This is a genomic window from Paenalcaligenes niemegkensis (assembly GCF_022230885.1).
GTDB classification, from domain to species: Bacteria; Pseudomonadota; Gammaproteobacteria; order Burkholderiales; family Burkholderiaceae_B; genus Paenalcaligenes; species Paenalcaligenes niemegkensis.
Window position 1 is genome coordinate 221,332 of record NZ_JAKGCT010000002.1, and the last position, 16,367, is coordinate 237,698.

Here is a 16,367-nt window from a genome sequence, read left to right on the forward strand (position 1 = left end):
GGGGATGTACTTTTATTTTTTTAGTGCTATACTCTTTTTCTTTGCAGTACACAGTGGTGACCGTAGCTCAGTTGGTAGAGTCCCGGATTGTGATTCCGGTTGTCGCGGGTTCGAGCCCCGTCGGTCACCCCAAAATTCCTTTATATAGTAATAGATTGCTTTTCCTTATTATTTCATAATCTAAAAAATAGAACGGATTTAAGGAAAGTAGAACGAAACCCGCCACATGCGGGTTTTTTTGCGTCTGCCTTTAAGACAAACAAAGCAGCCCGCCACTTGCCAAGTATTTTTTGTGGCTTTTGACCTAACTACTATTTTCTAATCATACGCTGGACTCCGGCGTTCTAAAACCTCTACGAAATTCGGTCCATTCATGCATCGGAGTTCTGCTCTTCACTTTTTCGCTAGCCTCAGCTTCTCACCGCCACACTGAAACCGTCAGGAGCCGGGCTTTGGCTCTCCGGGCATGCTACTTGCTGCTTCAAATACTCTTCCTGTTTTTTAATGTTGTTAATGGAGACGAGTATGAGAAACCCCTGCTTCAGCAATCAACCGACCCTGAAAACCCGTCCGGCCCTTCGTCTGATCAAGATCTGATACTTCCGTCCGGCGTAGGTTCCTCGCGGCAATCCCTTGCTACACAAGAGCTTAGGGAAGCCATGGAGGCCAGCAAACATGCCGCAGAACTCTGGAAAGAAGCCTTATGCACAGGCGGCAAAGAAATATGTGACAGCACCACTGACCTAGTTTCGAGCAAACCGTGGCACGCCACTTGCTTAGCGGTGACTGCAGCGTTTCTTACGGGCTGGTGCCTGGGAAAGCACATCAATCGCTAACTACCTACAGGAGTTCACTATGGCTAAAGACAAACGCGAACGTGGCGCCTCTCCAGCAGAACGGGACGTGGACTTTGAGGGCCAGGGGCGGCGTGGCTATGCCTCGCCCCCACACGTTAGGGAATGGGATTACCCTGGGACTCGAACGGGCTGGGAAGGTCTGCGAGGCGGCTACGACCCAGGGGCACACAATCAGTGGCAACGGCGTAACCAAGACCGATGGGGACAGCCATGGGATGAACATTCCGCCGGCGGCTCGCCCTATCGGCATGCGAACGAATGGGATCATCTAAATGCTGATTACCCGCCTGCATGGCGTGGAAGACCTTATGGGCCTTCTAGAGGAGCTTCCAACTGGCCTGACTCCCAGTCCAGAGAATCTTCTTCATCTTACGATGACCGTCCTTTTGTCATGCCCAAGGGCTACCAGAAAAGCGATGAGCGAATCGAGGATGAAGTTTGCGAGCGCCTGAGCCGGCATCGACTGGACGTAGAGGACGTTAGCGTTAATGTGAAAGATGCTCATGTCAATCTAACGGGCACGGTAAAAAACCGTCAGTCTAAGCACCAGATAGAAGACATCGCGGCCGATTGCTTTGGCGTCGCCGAAGTAAGCAATCAAATTCGGGTTGTCCGGGGCAGCAACTCATAGCTAGTACGTCGCTAACCAGCGATGGAGGCTTGCGGGGCTTTCAGTAAAATACGTGGCGCAGGTGGGGTGGGAGTCCCTGCCTACCTTCACTGAAAGCCCCCTACTTTATTAGCGACAAGAAAGGCCGACTCATCAGTACGGTCATCGCCTATAACAAAGGGAATACGCCCTTTATAAGGACTGGTGTTCAATAAATGCTGTATTGCCGTTCCCTTGGTAGCAACGCTATGTTTAAGCTCAAGCACGTTCTTTCCGTGCAAGATCCCAATGTCGGGCCCTCTTTCACTGCTAATAAAACGCTCCACAGCCTTTATTACAGCCAAAGCTTCTGTGCTGCCCGGATCGTAATGAATAGCGACCCCATAGCGCTTCTGTTCGACCCATGCATACTCAAGCCCTTGTAGCTCTTCAGTGAGGCGTCCGTATGCTCGCCCCCGAATGGAAACCCCAGCCCTGCCACGGTACTTTCTACATTCTGCAGCCTGAAAGCTGCGCCGTGCTCGCTGACCAGATCGAGACTGCTCTCTGTGACTACGGTAGTCAGGCTTTCCAAAGAGCGTCCCGATACAATCGCCAGAGCTCCCTTTGCCTGCGCTCGCAATCGCCTTAACATTTTCAACACGTCCGGTTCTAGACTGACCTGAGACGGATGGGAGCAAATTGCAGCCAGGGTTCCGTCCAGGTCAAAAAAATGCGGTTTCTTCCAGCAGTGCAGGCAAGTTTAAGGAGTCCAAGGGCTGCATTACCGATTGACTCATTAATGATCCCCAGGAGTCCCGGTTATAGGTAAGACCACCCCTGTAATAAAACTGGAGCACTGCTCGCTTGCCAAAAACACATACGCCGGAGCAATTTCCTCGGGCTGGGCCGGACGGCCATAAACGGTGTTTTTTCCGAAGTCCTGCAGATCTTCAGCAGACCCGTCGGCGGGGTTAAGCGGTGTCCACACCGGGCCAGGCGCCACTGCATTCACACGAATTTTGCGTGGTCCTAAATTTGCAGCCAGTGAATAGGTAAAGGCGTGAATCGCCCCTTTTGAACTCGCATAATCCAAAAGATTTCCGTTGCCCCTTAATCCGACAACAGAGCCGGTGTTAATAATGCAGGCACCAGGTTTCATATGGACCAATGCCACTTTAGCCATATTGAAGTAGCCACCCATATTGGTAGAAAAGGTTTCTTGCCATCGGTCGATATCCAACTGTTCAAGAGCGTTAGCGTGCTGCTGAAAAGCAGCATTGTTGACTAAAATATCAAGGCGTCCCCACTGAGCAATGGTGTGCTCTACCGCAGCAGCACAAAAATGAGGGTCTTTCACATCACCCTGAATCAACACACATTCAGCCCCCTCGTTTATGACGGCCTCTCGAGTCTGCTCTGCGTCTTCCGTCGAAGCCAGATATACGATGGCAATAGAGGCTCCTTCTCGTGCCATCAATACCGCCACCGCTCTACCGATGCCGGAATCTCCGCCGGTGATAAGTGCTACTTTATCCTTCAGCTTCTGGCTTCCCTTATAGCGGCGCGCCAGGTAATGAGGAGCGACGTCAAGCTCTGCTTCCTCGCCCGGTTTTTCCAGCACCTCTGTAGAGACTGGAGCACTTGGGTAGACCAGTCCATGTGGAGCATCCCAGCCATTTTGAGGAGTACTGCAACTTTCATTTTGCTCAGAAAAAACATCCAGATGCTTTTGTTTCTCGTGTATCTGCCGTTGCTTTTCAAGGGTGTCCTGCGCTTTTTTGCCGCTGCCGCCCAGCTCATGTCCACTCATAGTGTGCTCCCGGTTTAGTATCGTCCGTCATAGCGAACTCCGCTAATTCCCAAAAATCATAAGGTTCCCTGGTGCCAGCAAGTAGTATGCCTAGACGGTAACTGAGGTGTCGCTCATGCTCAAACACGACTCCGCCTGCAAGCTTTTCAGATAGCTCCTCGCCCACCACTTCACGTCATACTCAAGCAGATGAGACATCAATAGCCGATGACGCCGCACCCGCTCTGTACGCGGCATCACTACCGCCTCTTCCAGGGCACGAGCCATTTCACTAATATCGTGGGGATTGACAGCAATAAGACCTGCGCGAGGGAGTTCTCGCCCTGCGCCGCAAAACTTCGACACAATAAGCACACCCGGATCGACAGGGTTTTGAGCAGCAATATATTCTTTTGCCACCAGATTCATCCCGTCACGTAATGGCGCAATAAACCCTACCTGAGAAGCACGCATCATTGCCAGCAAGGGCTCTGGCGCCACTGGCTGATTAATCATTTCTATACAGTTTTCGTAATCGTCCCGCCAGCGCTGTTGTACCTCAAGCAGAAGCAACATGACTTCTGACTTATGGTTACGGTACTCGCTAATGTTTTCCCTGGAGTCCGGCGCCACCAGACAATATTGAATGTCCGGACAAGGGTCAGACCGCTTAGACAAGAACTGATCGTAAGCCAGAATCCGATTAATGAATCCCTTGCTGTAATCCATGCGATCAGCACTGAAAATCCGCACACTGGAACGCTTTGTTTCTGAGCCGAAATCGGAGCTGCCCGTGCAAGCCAAGGCCGAACTGATGACGCCCCGGGTGTCAATACTGATAGGAAAAGCGGCAACCAAAGGTTCACTAGCTTTATTTCCATCGGATTGCTGGCGTAAATAACTCTGAAGGTTTTCAGCATCAAACCCTGATTGCACCCCCACTAGCGAATACGATAGAAGCGTTTTCATACTCTGCCAGTGATTTGGTAGTGCACTGATTACCGAAGGAGGTGGAAAGGGAGTATGCAGAAAAAAGCCTATGCGCTGATTCATTCCCAAATCGCGGCAGATCTGCGCGAGGGGTAGGAAGTGATAATCATGAACCCAAATCAAATCTTCGGGCTGCGCCAGTTCGGACAAAACCATCGCGATGCGGCGGTTGTAATCCATATAACTGGAAAAGTCGCTTTCATCATAACGAACCAGATCCAGACGCTCATGAAACAACGGCCATAAACAGGCATTCGCAAAGCCGCAATAATTTTTCTCGTAAGCGCGGTCTGACATGTCGGTTGTATAAATGGCCACTCCTGACGCCATCTTGAGCTGCACAGACTCATCGTCAGAAACCGAGCCACTCCACCCGATCCATGAGCCGTGAAGGTCTTTTAGCATTGACCAGACAGCCGTTGTTAAGCCTCCTTCCCCGCCTTCCCGGACTCCGTCCTGGATGACTCGGTTCGACACAACGAACAGCTTTGACATTCTTCTCTCCTCAAGGTTTTTATCAGTGAGAGACATCTCGCAAATATCGTGCCTGCCCTGTCTGGGCACGCCGCTTGCTTACGAACTGAGTATACGCCTCCCCATAACAATCAGGAGCAAACCATGCGAGCCATCCTTTTGACGCTGTTTTTTTCTTTCACTGCTTCAATCATACCTACAGGCAGTCAAGCGCAAGACCTTCCCTTAACTGATGATGAGCAGAACTTCGTGCATGCTGCGCATAAATCCAACCTGTTTGAATTACAAGCCAGTGAACTGGCAGAGCAGAACACGAGCAATCCTGACGTTCAAAAATTTGCCAAACAAATGCTCACCGATCATGGCAAGACAAATGCTCGCCTGGTACTCCTGGCCAAAGAGCATTACGTCACTCTGGACGTAAACTTACTGCCGGAGCACCAACAGATCATCGGGGCACTCAGCGACCTTAAGGACGACGATTTTGATCAAATGTATGTGGAGGAAGTCGGTATCAAAGCACATGAGAATGCCGTTCGCACCTTCAGAAGAGGCGCCCCTCAGCTCGTCAATGCAAGTCTTCAGCGATTCAACGTTGAAACACTTGCTGTTATTAGCGAACACTTTGAGCATGCTAAATCATTGCAGCAAAAGCTCGCCGCCCAGTAAGCCAAGAGCTACACTGGCACTGAAATCTGCCGCTCTTTAAATGAGGGAAAATTAAGTTGCTGACGATACTTGGTCACCGTTCGCCGCGCAACTTTGACTCCCTCATTGCTTAGGCAGTCTACTAACTCAACGTCAGAAAGAGGCTTTTGGGGGCTTTCTTCTGTGATGATGTCAGAAAGCAGCGCTTTCACCGCAGCAGTCGAGCATGCATGCCCGTTAGCAGTAGGAATACTTCGGGAAAAAACTGTTTAAACTCAATTACACCCGAAGCAGTCTGCATATACTTTTGACTGGTCGCTCGGGAAACGGTAGATTCATGAAGCCCCAGCGACTCAGCCACCTCTCGCAACAACAGAGGACTAATCGCGTGATTTCCGATGTCAAAAAACCCATCTGGCGGGCAATAATCTCGGCTGCTACCCGCACGACGGTAAGATGCCTGCGCCGCACAGCCAGCGCTAACTCTTCGGCTTCGCTCATGAGTCGTTTTACCTCAGGGTCCACGACTCGTACCTCTCGCTTCCAGCGCTTTGCGTCGGCATGAACCGATAACCAGGGAAGAACGTCAGTATTGGGTGCAATGCAGTAATAGCCACTTTCAAGATAAACATACACGTCGGGAAGCACGGTTTGTAAGGGCGTATTGTCATGCTGCCGTCCCGGCGCAGGATTCAGAGAGCCAATTAACTGTTTAGTACGCAGCAACTCTTTCTCTGTACATGCCAAACGGCGCTGCAATACTTCATTATTGACTGCAAACCAGTCTTGCCAATGGCAATTAATTAAAAGAAGCGCCAATTCTCGTGTACGCGAACCTTGCCGTTCTTTGAGCTGAAGCCAAAAGCACTCTTTTAGGCTGCGCGCACCGATACCGTTGCCACATACCGCTTGCACCAGCTTAACTCCTGTCTCCCATTGCTCATGATAGCGTTTGAAAAATGGCACTGATTCAGGTATGACCTCGTTGATACTATCAGGAATCCGTCCCCGATCATCAATCGCCTCCACCACAAATGCCAGGCACGTCACTAAGGGCTCATCTAATCTTAACGTCGCCAGCTCTGCCGCCAATCTCTCTTTAAAGCTCTCGAGCTGTGTCTCTTCAAGCTGCTCTGGACCATTTGAAAACAGTTGGGAATTTTCATTGTTATAAGGGCTCTCCAGCCGTATTCGAATAGGAGCAGATATAGGGGAGTAGGTGCGTCGATGTCCTCATTATCCGTGTCGCTAACGAGAAAGGGATTCGTCTGCAATGTACTTTGCACAAGCTCGGCGCATTCGAGCAGCGGCAAGTTTAGTAGCTGTACAGAATTCCTCATAGTCAGCGATAGACTTTGCCGCTGGGTGGTTTTCGCCTCAGAAATCAGTTTCATGTCCGTATTTCCTTTAACAAAAAATAACGTCGCATCACCCCTGAAGACCTGTTTACATCGATAATGCCAGCTTTGAAAAACCCTACAACGAAAATTACAAAATGTGATTAGCAATACAATTGGCCATCAACAACTCATGGGTTGTTACTGCTGTCACCCGAAAACAAAGCTAAGCTGTGAAATCAACCCGTTGAATAATCACGCTAAACTTCACCCACTAAGGTGCTGACGTGTCGATACTTTTAGTCATAGAACAAGATGGGGACATTCGCAAACTGCTAACCGATACGGCTAAACTCAGCGGCTACTCAGCAATCAGTTCACAAAACCTTGAAGAGGCCAGGCTGAAACTTGAGAGGTGCTCTCCAACCATCGTGTTGGCGAGCAAAGAGCTAATTTATGCGCAACACCTGGAACTGATTAATGCGACTGACGCAAGAAAAACCACATGGTTGATATTCAGTTCCTCCTGGCCCCTGAGCGTGCGCGAAGAATTTCAGGCGCAGGGGTGCCACACTTTATATTTAGACGGTGAGGAAATAAGCGAGACACTAAGCTCACTGTCTGAGCTGCCCCACTTAGCCATCGATAACTCGGCGCTCACTCTGGAGCAGCTACGCGGAGATTCGGACGCCATGCAGCGCCTGAAAACACAAATAAAAAAGTATCTCCTACCTCATTAAGTGTGTTGTTAATTGGCGAGACGGGTACAGGAAAAGAACTTGTGGCACATGCCATTCACAAACTGAGCAATCGCCACACTCAGCCTTATATAGCGATCAACTGCGGTGCCATACCTGAAACTCTCATTGAAAGCGAACTCTTTGGGCATGAAAAAGGCTCTTTCACAGGCGCTGACCGACAGCGAATGGGTGTATTTGAGCAAAGTCAAAATGGCACTCTCTTTTTGGATGAAGTCACGGAAATGGAACCAGCGCTACAAGTAAGACTGCTTCGAGTATTGGAAACAGGCGAGTACTATCGAGTGGGCGGGACCCAAAAGCTGCTTACCAGGGCCAGGGTTATAGCGGCCACGAATGTTGAGCCGGAAGAGGCACTAAAAGAAGGGAAGCTACGCCTCGATCTGTATTACAGATTAGCAGTCCTACCCTTATATATTCCCGCTCTGCGAGAACGCATTGAAGACATCCCGATTCTGGCAGACTGTTTTTTAACTGCCTTGGCTGAAGAATTAGGCGAATACAAACAGCTAACAGCAGAGGCAATATCGTACCTTCAGACTCAACAGTGGCCAGGAAATATTCGGCAATTGCGTAACGAAGTCAGCAGAGCCTACGTTTTAACTGACGGAAGTACAATTGGTATTGCCAGTTTTAATGTCTACCCCAAGCCAAACGTGAGCTAAGTGGCCTAGCTTTAACTCACACTTTCTTTTAATCTAAGCAGGCAAACAATTTTAAAATAGGCACTAGAATTTATGGGCGAGGACACGCTAGACTGGGATCGGGCACCCGAGAACTGGAACTGGGCGGCACAAGATGCCGATGGCAAGTGGTACTGGTACTGTACTGTCCCTGTTATAGGCGTTGGCGGGGGTGTCTGGCGCTCGAACTCACGTAACCAGCTTTTTGCGCAGCAAGGCTCACCCAACCCGCTATGGCACGAAAGTCTGTGCCAGCGCCCGCAAGACACAACTCGTTCTGCCAAGGCGCAATAACGCCTCATGCACGAACATATACTGCTTCTTCATTCTATCTTCAACCAGTATTGGCCTCATATTGCCCTGGCGGTCAGCATCTTGGTGGGTGCCTCTGCTGCTATCCATGCAGCCATGACCAAAAATGATGTGCGTGCTGCCATCGGCTGGGTAGGCATCATCATGATGTCCCCGCTGTTAGGGCCTGTGTTGTATCTCATCGCCGGTGTCAACCGCGTCAGGCGCAGCCACATCACCGAGCTTCGCGACAAAACATTCAAACAATTCGCCAACTACCCTGAACCGCCTATCTCTGATGTCAAAGACATCGCCGGTGCCCAGTTTCGTTCACTGCACATTCTGGGTGACCGCGTTAGCCGCTTTCAGCTACGGGGCGGCAATCATATAAAAGTACTGCCTGGTGGCGATCATTGCTACCCGGCCATGCTCCTGGCCATAGAGAAAGCCACCAAAAACATCGCCCTCCAATCGTATATCTTTGATAACGATAAGGTGGGCTTGCGATTTGTAGAGGCACTGGCCAAAGCCAAGGAGCGGGGCGTAGAGATTCGGGTGTTGATTGACGCCATAGGTGCCAAATACTCACATCCTTCAATCGTCCGTCTGCTACGTAAGCACAAAATTACCCATGCCCTTTTCATGACCAATCCCTTTGGTATACGCATGCCGTATGCCAACTTGCGAAGCCACCGTAAAATGTTGATAGTAGATGGCCTGTACGGATTCACGGGGGGCATGAATATTCGTCAAAGCTTCACCAACGAGTTCGGGCTAGGCCGCACGGCTAAGGATACCCATTTCAGCGTTGAGGGGCCTGCCGTATTACAACTGTTTTCGGCTTTCGCCCACGACTGGGAATTCACCACCAAAGAGGCCCTTCCGTTTGAACAATGGTGCGCCAAAGAATGGAATCCGCCGTTGCCGCATGTTCCTGTCCGCTGCATACGCTCAGGGCCTGACCGTTTTGTAGGCAGTAATCATCATATGCTTCAGGGCGCATTTGCCGTCGCCAGACGTCATATCCGCATTCAGTCGCCCTACTTCCTGCCCGACCAAGTGTTGATGGGGGCCATCAACACCGCGGCGCGCAGGGGCATACAAGTAGATATCGTCATACCGAAAAAAACAATCTCCGGCTGGTAGACTATGCGATGACAGCCCAAATTGATCAGGTAATACGAAGCGGCTGCCGAGTGTGGCGCGCTACTGGCAATTTCAACCACTCAAAGCTTATTACTATTGACGGCGCGTGGAGCTATGTAGGCTCATCAAATATGGATCCGCGTAGCCTTAGGCTGAACTTCGAGCTGGATATCGAAATTTACTGCCGTGAGACCTCGCGCACGGTCGCCAACCTGATCGATCAGGAAATTGAACACGCCGAGGCAGTCAATCTGGATGAACTCGCAAGCATCCCTTTTAGAAAACGCTTGCGCAATCGCATCATCTGGCTGGCCAGCCCCTATTTGTAGTGGATGCTTAGCTGTTATCTATAAAACGACACAGAATAATGCACTCATATTTAAAATATGTATGATATATAGTCGGAAGAGAGTCGTCTCAGCTTAAACAACTGCGATTAATCCCGACGGCCTCTATTAACGTTACAGCTGGAACCAGCCTTGAAGCTGCCTGGCCGGCTCCCTGGCAGTCTATTTCATCCTAGGCCTATGTCTATACTCGCTGCTAACTCATTGCATCATTGGGCAGAAACATTAATCGCCGATCAGCCTCCCAGAGCCAAATCACTGGTTATGACACTTTTCGGCGATGTCATACGTCCTCATGGCGGACAATTATGGCTAGGCAGCCTGATCCGGTTACTGGCTCCCTTCGGGATCAGCGACAGACTAGTAAGAACCAGCGTATACAGACTTGCAGAAGAAGGCTGGCTTAGCGCACAGCGTGAAGGCAGGCGTAGCCAGTACACCCTGCAACCTGAAGCCCTGCAACGCTTCCAACATGCCTACAACCGCATCTACGCTCCTACCTACCTGGCATGGGATGGTCAGTGGACGCTGGTCTTCACATTAGCCGGTGAGCTGAGCGCCAAGCAGCGAGCCGACTTGCGCAAGGAATTATTATGGGAAGGCTTTGCTGCCCTTGCGCCCAGTGCCTTTATACATCCCAATCCGCATCAAGCCATCCTGAGAGATATCCTGCTGCATAGCCGCTGCGCAGGAGCTGTTTATGTCAGCCGTGTAGAAGATGCCGAGTTAAGAGGAACCAAGACACTTAACGAACTAGTTGAGCAGTGCTGGGACCTCAGCCACACTCAAACCAGCTACCAACAATTTATTGATCGGTTTAACGTTGTGGCCGCAGCTCTGAAGCAAGAGCCACTGCATGACCCTGAATTGGCCTTCATCATACGAAGCTTGGTCATACATGAATATCGGCGCGTGCATTTACATGACCCGCAATTTCCGCTTGATCTGCTTCCAGACAATTGGGAAGGAAAAACAGCCTACGAGCTATGCCGCTACATCTACCAGCACTGCCATGCCGCATCTCAACGCTATATAGTAGAGACTCTGAACGCTGAGGATGCCAACACGCCTGAAGCAGCCGACTTCTTTTATGAGCGTTTTGGGGGCTGGAGAGTAAAGCGTAAACAGCGTGCTGAGCGCCTTGGCAAGGCCTGGCATAGGCATAAGAAAAGTGGCGCGTCCAGCAGGATTCGAACCTGCGGCCGCTCGCTTAGAAGGCGAGTGCTCTATCCAGCTGAGCTATGGACGCACAGAAACGCACAGAAAGGCGATTCCGGAAAGCTTGCCATTATAGCGCGTAGAAAATAATTAGGTGAAAGCAATCTTGCCCTAAATCAGGTCCCAGCCTCTTGGCTCTTTCCAAAACCGAATAGCAAAGCACGTGGCATTTAATACTTCACGAGCTTGCGGCGCTTATTTTCCTCGAGCTGAGTAAAACATTTTTGCATAAATCGCACAGGGTGTGTAGAGCGAATAATGCTGATTCTGGGTAAGGCAAAGAAGTCGTCTGTCTTGTTAGCCAGCCCGGTAAATGTAGCTGTAGCGTTGCTATAGCCTGCTTGCTGAACGAGCTTCCTGACACCCGGTGCTTCAGCCCCAAAGGGGTAACAGAAAGATTCTACCTCTGCCTGAATCAGGGATTCCAATACGTTTTTCGACTCGGTCAACTGCCGTAAAGCGTCAATCTCGCTGACTCGATCCATGTATACGTGCTCTACCGTATGTGAGCCTATTTCGTGGCCCGCCGCATGCCATTGCCGTACATGATCTATTGTCATCAAATCAGCATGCATAGCGCCTTTAGGCTGCGCCCAATAATTGGCTCCTCCCAGTTCGCCCGTCACGATGTAATTCGTCGCGGTAAAACCCATTTGATTCAGAACGGGCAGCGCATTTTGCATCACGTTGACGTAGCCATCGTCGAAAGTAAGACCAACCACCTTCCCCCGCTTCTCTCCCCGCAAGTACGGCAGCAGATCCCGCATGCTGAGGCCGCGATAGCCGAAACGGTGCAGCCACTTCATTTGACTCTCAAAGCGTGCCGGGTGGACGCTGGCCCCTCGAAGATATGCGCCTTTGGCAGGCGGAATATCGATTAAGTGATACATCAGAATAGGGATCATAAAGTCTTCCTGCTTGCAACAAGATGGAGCACGGCCAACCAGCGGCGATTAAGCTCATACTGAGCGAAGCCCCGCATTGTAGCTATGTATGGCTAAGATGCAACATATCAGCGGTAAAAGCAGACGTAGCTAAGGCCTACCTGAGTTCAAGTGCTACAGTCCCTAATGATCCTTCAACCTTAGGCCACGAGAGCGCGTCAATGAGCAAAACCCATAGTATTAGCAAAACCTTAGGTCAGACGTTATTGGGGTTTAGCCTTGGTTTTAGCGTACAGAGCTACGCTGGCATTAGCTATTCGTTAGTAGAGAATCAGGCGGCAGCGGGCGAAACCGTTACGGTCCGCGCCATTTTATTCAACGATGGAAGCAACGAGCTAACGTGGTCGCCACCCAACGATCTGGTTATGCAGTGGCGCAACGTCAACGGTGGGGCTTTACGCAGCCTGGCTCAGCTTGACGGAAGTGGCCAGTCGGTCAGCGTTCCAGTCAATAACTTTGTCATCTTCAACTGGAAAGCCACCGTCCCTACTGCGTTGGACGGTGTGCAGGCGGTAAGCATAGAAGGCGCACCGGATTTATTTGCGCTTGACGTTAGCAGCGACTCACACAGTCTGCTGGCATCGTCCATAGTCACCGCCCCTATTGTTGACGCCGGCGCGGCCGGACCTAACGAGAACGAAGACCCCGTTTTAAGCGATGACAAAGTGCTGGCTCTGGGAGCCACACCCAGTTATGGACCTGCAGTAGGCCAAGCCCCCTCGGTCACCCCTGCACCCACTGCCTTCGAGAATTTCCGTAATGCCATCTCGTCACACGATGCGGTGTATTTCATTGTCGGCAACCGCCCCGAGAAAAACGCCAGATTCCAGATTAGCTTCAAGTATCGGCTTGCTACCCCCGCCGACGACGCAAACACACGGTTCTGGAATCACCTGTATATGGGTTACACGCAAACAGCAATATGGGACTTAAGCTCCGATTCGTCGCCTTTTATAGACACCACCTATAACCCCAGCGTGTTTTGGCGCAAAGATGCTTTATTTAGATCTGACGATTATCGAAAGTTTTTCGGCCTGGATATAGGTGTTGAACACGCGTCCAACGGCAAAGGTGATAATGACTCACGCTCGTTGAACGATGTCTATATTCAACCCGAATTCAATTATCGTCTCGTTGGTGGCAGCACCCTGAAATTTGCGCCGCGCTATAAACAATATTTCAGTACCAGCGACAATCCAGATTACCGGGATTATGCGGGCAATGTTGATTGGCGTCTAAGCTGGGCACAGGACAATGGACTGCAACTAGGAGCCTTGTACCGGCGTGGAAAGGAAGGACGAGACAGTAAGCAGTTTGATGTCTCCTGGCCTTTACGCCGCACTCCGCTCAATATGAATGGCTATTTATATGTGCAGTATTTCCGTGGCTACGGCGAAACCCTCTTGGGCTACAACCACAAAAGCGACCCACATATCCGTTTCGGTCTGGCATTTGTTCCCTAAGAACAAAAAAGCTTGCTATTGCCAAACAATACATGCTATTATCTTTTCTTTGTTCGGGGCGTAGCGCAGCCTGGTAGCGCATCTGGTTTGGGACCAGAGGGTCGTAGGTTCGAATCCTATCGCCCCGACCAAAAAGAAAAGAAGCAGTAACAGAATCAAGACAGAATCAAGGGTTTATGCGAAATTACGCGTAAGCCCTTTTTCTTTGCCCGGCAGATTTGGCTAGTCCTGCTTCTCTTTCCTGAAAAAACTCAGCTCTCCTGACGGCTCGACGTATGCATTTTCGACCTCGCTTAAATGCTCGATGTCTTTAAGACGCATTTCGCTTCTGAGCTCATCAAGCGTAATAAACTGCTCGCGCATAATGCGTCGCTGTAACTTCCCATTTTTTATAATGCATCGCTTGGGAGGGGACAGGACTCTCTCCATCCGTGGGAAGAAATAGCTGAGACGATCAATGGCGGCCCCCAAAAAAGTATGGTTGACACCACCACCAAGCCATCGCTCAACGACTCAGATCCCCCTGACATGGCGTCGCCAGCCGCATCAGCCACTAACACCACAATCAGCAAATCGGCCACACTTACCGAACTAAGCTCCCGACGTCCAATGACCCGGGCGATAAAAAACAAAAACCAGTAAATAATAGAACCACGAAGCGCCATCTCGAAGGGGCCCAGTTCAAACTCAAAAATCTCCATGAACATACACCCCTTCCCCCAGCCGATTACGAGTTAGTTCAGGTCAAAATACTCATAGCCCTCTTGGCGCAGTGCCTTTGCATCTTTCTCTGCAATAGCATCCGAATAGTCATTGCCAAAATGCGTACGAATATAATTCACAACGTTAGCAATCTGCTCGTCGTCCATCACTCCACCAAAGCCGGGCATGCCGCGCGTGCCGTACATCACCATATAAAGAGGATAGGCGGAAGCCGCCAATTTCGGATTATCGTCCAACGGGGGATAGATGGCGCCGGCCCCCACCGCCCCCTTGCCTTCAGCCATATGACAGCTTAAACAGACCGAGTCATACAATTCTTTACCATCACGCTGCGTGAAATGCACCTCGCCCGTACTGACCACGGCGGTGTCAGCCCAGGTCACTGAGATACAAGCAGACAACACAGCCAATGCAGCATAGCGCTTAAACATAGTGTTCTCTCCCTATTAAGCTTTGGTGGCATGCGCATGCAAACGCGTGATCGCATCCAGAGAGGATAAAATCGCGCCTTCTTGCCATGCATTAATATAAGAGGCGTGCTCTCCAGCCAGAACAACACGGCCGTCGATTGCGCAGAGATTCTCGTAATGCTCCTTACGTCGACTTTCTGTCCACATGCCATAGCAACCTAATACCCACGGTACTCGGTGCCAGGCAACACTAATGCCACTTTTAAACTCTTCAGCGTATTGAGGATGAATCTTGCTTCCGAGCTCGACCGCCATTTTCACTCGTTCCTGAGGCTCCATCGAGCTGATTTCCACGGCATCCGGACCAAACATATAGGCCATCAGCAATACGCCAGGCCCTTTATCAAAATAATTGGAACTGGGGTAAGAAATCTGAGTAATCGGCATATCGGTATAAGAAATCCCTCCGAAAATTGAGTCATCTTCTTCCCAGAATCGCCGCTTGAACTCTCCCCCGACCTTCACTGAAGGTGCATAGGGCACCGCATCAATAGCCCCCTTCAAAGACTTGCCAACCTTGACATCCAGCTGACTCAGGATAGAAAGCGGAATAGTACATACGCACCAATCTGCTGTTTCAGTGAGCTTCTCGCCTGACTCCGTGTCTTCGAAATGGACGGTCACGCCTTCATCGTTCTGGTCAACGGCCATGACCTGGGAATGATAACGAATCACGTCACCCAACTCTTTACCGAAGGCTTCGCCGATTTTCCCCATTCCTCCCACCGGTTGAAACATGGTTTGCTGGAATTCATACATATTATGAATCCCCATGTTTGACCATAAGCGCGAATTCAAAACCTCTTTTAATCCTATGGGCGTGGAGTCCTCAGCCAGCGGCTGCAAGCCGCCTCCAGGATCCACGTCAAAGCCTCTGAAGGCCGAAGCTGATGCCCCCTTCTCGTACTTAAGATCCTTATTTAAGGCTCCCAGCGTACGCAAAGACTCAAGCATGATTTCCTGATCTTCTTTAGATAACGCATCGTCCAGATGATTCGCGTTGACGGCCTTGGCGAGCAACTCAGAAGTGTGGCCATAGTAATCTGAACGAATATGGCGCAGGCGCTGCGGTTTACCGTCGAAATAGTCGGCACTGTGCAAAAAAGCGTTGTAGTCATACTGGATAAAAGGCTCAAGCATCACCTTTAAGCGCCTACAGTAATCCAGAAGCGCGTGATGATGGAAAGGAATCCGCCATGGCCCCGGATTAATATAATTGTCTTTATCAAAAGTGCAGTCTTGCTTGAACCCACCTAGTTCGGTGTAGGTGTCCCCGCCATGAATCGTCCAGTTACGCCCACCAGCCCGATCATTAAACTCCAGGATTTTTACCTTATAACCTGCGTTACGTAGTTCGAAGGCAGCTACCAGCCCGGCCAGCCCCCGCCAAGGATCAAGACTGAAGCCCCCTCCTTAGCCTGCCCTTCCAGTTTAAATGGCCCTTTAAAATCACTTTCAGCAGCATGTCCCAAACTCGTCATTGCCTGATACATAGCAGCTCCTCCTGCCGCGTATCCGACCATCGAAAGGAACTTGCGCCGAGTAAAACCACCGCTTCTAAGTAGGTCTTGCATTATTCACCTCTTCCAAAAAACGATTGCTAGACAAAGCACTTTTCTTAGAGATGCAAACGCGCA

At 50.4% G+C, this 16,367-nt stretch carries 17 protein-coding genes, 3 tRNA genes and 4 pseudogenes; 11 read left to right on the forward strand and 13 right to left on the reverse strand.

The annotated features are described in order from the left end of the window. The first annotated feature begins 56 nt into the window (after positions 1 to 56). The 3 genes from L1889_RS02820 (at position 57) to L1889_RS02830 (ending at position 1,488) form a co-directional block, all read left to right on the forward strand. Positions 57 to 132, forward strand: a tRNA-His gene (locus tag L1889_RS02820). Positions 133 to 473: 341 nt separating this feature from the next. Further along, complete coding sequence (locus L1889_RS02825; protein ID WP_238663791.1) at positions 474 to 836, forward strand: hypothetical protein; 363 nt, start codon at positions 474 to 476, stop codon at positions 834 to 836. A 19-nt stretch (positions 837 to 855) separates the two neighbouring features. After that, on the forward strand, positions 856 to 1,488 hold the full coding sequence (locus tag L1889_RS02830) for a BON domain-containing protein (protein ID WP_238663792.1): 633 nt from the start codon (positions 856 to 858) through the stop codon (positions 1,486 to 1,488). 86 nt (positions 1,489 to 1,574) lie between these two features. On the opposite strand, the gene L1889_RS02835 is transcribed toward L1889_RS02830, so the two are convergent. The 4 genes and pseudogenes from L1889_RS02835 to L1889_RS02845 form a co-directional block, all read right to left on the reverse strand. Then, on the reverse strand, positions 1,575 to 2,090 hold the full coding sequence (locus L1889_RS02835; RefSeq protein WP_372871107.1) for a trehalose-phosphatase: 516 nt from the start codon (positions 2,088 to 2,090) through the stop codon (positions 1,575 to 1,577). After that, positions 2,009 to 2,203 (reverse strand): annotated as a pseudogene (locus tag L1889_RS19025) (trehalose-phosphatase); the annotation flags it as partial. The pseudogene L1889_RS19025 and the gene L1889_RS02835, both read right to left, overlap by 82 nt. A gap of 42 nt (positions 2,204 to 2,245) precedes the next feature. Beyond that, a complete protein-coding gene (locus L1889_RS02840) occupies positions 2,246 to 3,259 on the reverse strand; it encodes an SDR family oxidoreductase (RefSeq protein ID WP_238663794.1) in 1,014 nt (337 codons plus the stop codon). Between the two features lie 90 nt (positions 3,260 to 3,349). Beyond that, the gene (locus L1889_RS02845; protein WP_238663795.1) at positions 3,350 to 4,723 is read right to left on the reverse strand and encodes an alpha,alpha-trehalose-phosphate synthase (UDP-forming); all 1,374 of its coding nucleotides are present in this window, start codon (positions 4,721 to 4,723) and stop codon (positions 3,350 to 3,352) included. 123 nt (positions 4,724 to 4,846) lie between these two features. Between L1889_RS02845 and L1889_RS02850 the strand changes: the two genes are divergently transcribed. Continuing rightward, positions 4,847 to 5,371 carry a DUF4142 domain-containing protein gene (locus L1889_RS02850; RefSeq protein WP_238663796.1) on the forward strand — a complete coding sequence of 175 codons (525 nt, stop codon included), beginning with the start codon at positions 4,847 to 4,849 and terminating at the stop codon, positions 5,369 to 5,371. 8 nt (positions 5,372 to 5,379) lie between these two features. Here L1889_RS02850 and L1889_RS19030 read toward each other — a convergent pair. From L1889_RS19030 to L1889_RS19035, 3 genes and pseudogenes are all read right to left on the reverse strand, one after another. After that, a pseudogene (locus L1889_RS19030) lies at positions 5,380 to 5,711 on the reverse strand (RNA polymerase factor sigma-54). Further along, a complete protein-coding gene (locus tag L1889_RS02855; protein ID WP_372871109.1) occupies positions 5,630 to 6,535 on the reverse strand; it encodes an RNA polymerase factor sigma-54 in 906 nt (301 codons plus the stop codon). The pseudogene L1889_RS19030 and the gene L1889_RS02855 overlap by 82 nt, the downstream one beginning before the upstream one ends. Next, positions 6,418 to 6,744, reverse strand: a complete 327-nt coding sequence (locus L1889_RS19035) for a hypothetical protein (RefSeq protein WP_372871075.1) — start codon at positions 6,742 to 6,744, stop codon at positions 6,418 to 6,420. The genes L1889_RS02855 and L1889_RS19035 overlap by 118 nt, the downstream gene beginning before the upstream one ends. A 230-nt stretch (positions 6,745 to 6,974) precedes the next feature. Between L1889_RS19035 and L1889_RS02860 the strand changes: the two genes are divergently transcribed. The 5 genes and pseudogenes from L1889_RS02860 to paaX all read left to right on the forward strand — a co-directional run. After that, a complete protein-coding gene (locus L1889_RS02860) occupies positions 6,975 to 7,427 on the forward strand; it encodes a DNA-binding transcriptional response regulator (protein WP_238663798.1) in 453 nt (150 codons plus the stop codon). A 2-nt stretch (positions 7,428 to 7,429) separates the two neighbouring features. Then, positions 7,430 to 8,110: a sigma 54-interacting transcriptional regulator gene (locus tag L1889_RS02865; RefSeq protein ID WP_238663799.1), complete on the forward strand. Its 681-nt coding sequence runs from the start codon at positions 7,430 to 7,432 to the stop codon at positions 8,108 to 8,110. Positions 8,111 to 8,182: 72 nt separating this feature from the next. Beyond that, entirely contained in the window at positions 8,183 to 8,422 is a 240-nt protein-coding gene (locus tag L1889_RS02870) for a hypothetical protein (protein ID WP_238663800.1), read from the forward strand. A gap of 6 nt (positions 8,423 to 8,428) precedes the next feature. Then, a pseudogene (locus L1889_RS02875) lies at positions 8,429 to 9,894 on the forward strand (phospholipase D-like domain-containing protein). A gap of 198 nt (positions 9,895 to 10,092) precedes the next feature. Beyond that, a pseudogene (gene paaX / locus L1889_RS02880) lies at positions 10,093 to 11,004 on the forward strand (phenylacetic acid degradation operon negative regulatory protein PaaX); the annotation flags it as partial. A gap of 80 nt (positions 11,005 to 11,084) precedes the next feature. On the opposite strand, the gene L1889_RS02885 reads toward paaX, so the two are convergent. Together L1889_RS02885 and L1889_RS02890 are read right to left on the reverse strand one after the other, a co-directional pair. Further along, positions 11,085 to 11,161: transfer RNA gene (locus L1889_RS02885), tRNA-Arg, on the reverse strand. A 139-nt stretch (positions 11,162 to 11,300) separates the two neighbouring features. Next, the gene (locus L1889_RS02890; RefSeq protein WP_238663801.1) at positions 11,301 to 12,035 is read right to left on the reverse strand and encodes a polysaccharide deacetylase family protein; all 735 of its coding nucleotides are present in this window, start codon (positions 12,033 to 12,035) and stop codon (positions 11,301 to 11,303) included. A 200-nt stretch (positions 12,036 to 12,235) separates the two neighbouring features. Here L1889_RS02890 and L1889_RS02895 point away from each other — a divergent pair, with 200 nt between their 5' ends. Beyond that, positions 12,236 to 13,537, forward strand: a complete 1,302-nt coding sequence (locus tag L1889_RS02895; protein ID WP_238663802.1) for a phospholipase A — start codon at positions 12,236 to 12,238, stop codon at positions 13,535 to 13,537. 54 nt (positions 13,538 to 13,591) lie between these two features. Further along, a tRNA-Pro gene (locus tag L1889_RS02900) sits at positions 13,592 to 13,668 on the forward strand. A gap of 91 nt (positions 13,669 to 13,759) precedes the next feature. Here L1889_RS02900 and L1889_RS02905 read toward each other — a convergent pair. From L1889_RS02905 to L1889_RS02920, 4 genes are read right to left on the reverse strand one after another with little or no spacing between them, the layout of a single operon-like run. Further along, positions 13,760 to 13,966, reverse strand: coding sequence for a YetF domain-containing protein (locus L1889_RS02905; protein ID WP_372871078.1), 207 nt, complete (start codon positions 13,964 to 13,966; stop codon positions 13,760 to 13,762). Next, entirely contained in the window at positions 13,927 to 14,238 is a 312-nt protein-coding gene (locus tag L1889_RS02910) for a DUF421 domain-containing protein (protein WP_238663804.1), read from the reverse strand. The genes L1889_RS02905 and L1889_RS02910 overlap by 40 nt, the downstream gene beginning before the upstream one ends. 33 nt (positions 14,239 to 14,271) lie before the next feature. Beyond that, the gene (locus L1889_RS02915) at positions 14,272 to 14,691 is read right to left on the reverse strand and encodes a c-type cytochrome (RefSeq protein ID WP_238663805.1); all 420 of its coding nucleotides are present in this window, start codon (positions 14,689 to 14,691) and stop codon (positions 14,272 to 14,274) included. Between the two features lie 15 nt (positions 14,692 to 14,706). Next, positions 14,707 to 16,110, reverse strand: coding sequence for a flavin monoamine oxidase family protein (locus tag L1889_RS02920; protein WP_308217591.1), 1,404 nt, complete (start codon positions 16,108 to 16,110; stop codon positions 14,707 to 14,709). Between the last annotated feature and the right edge of the window lie 257 nt (positions 16,111 to 16,367).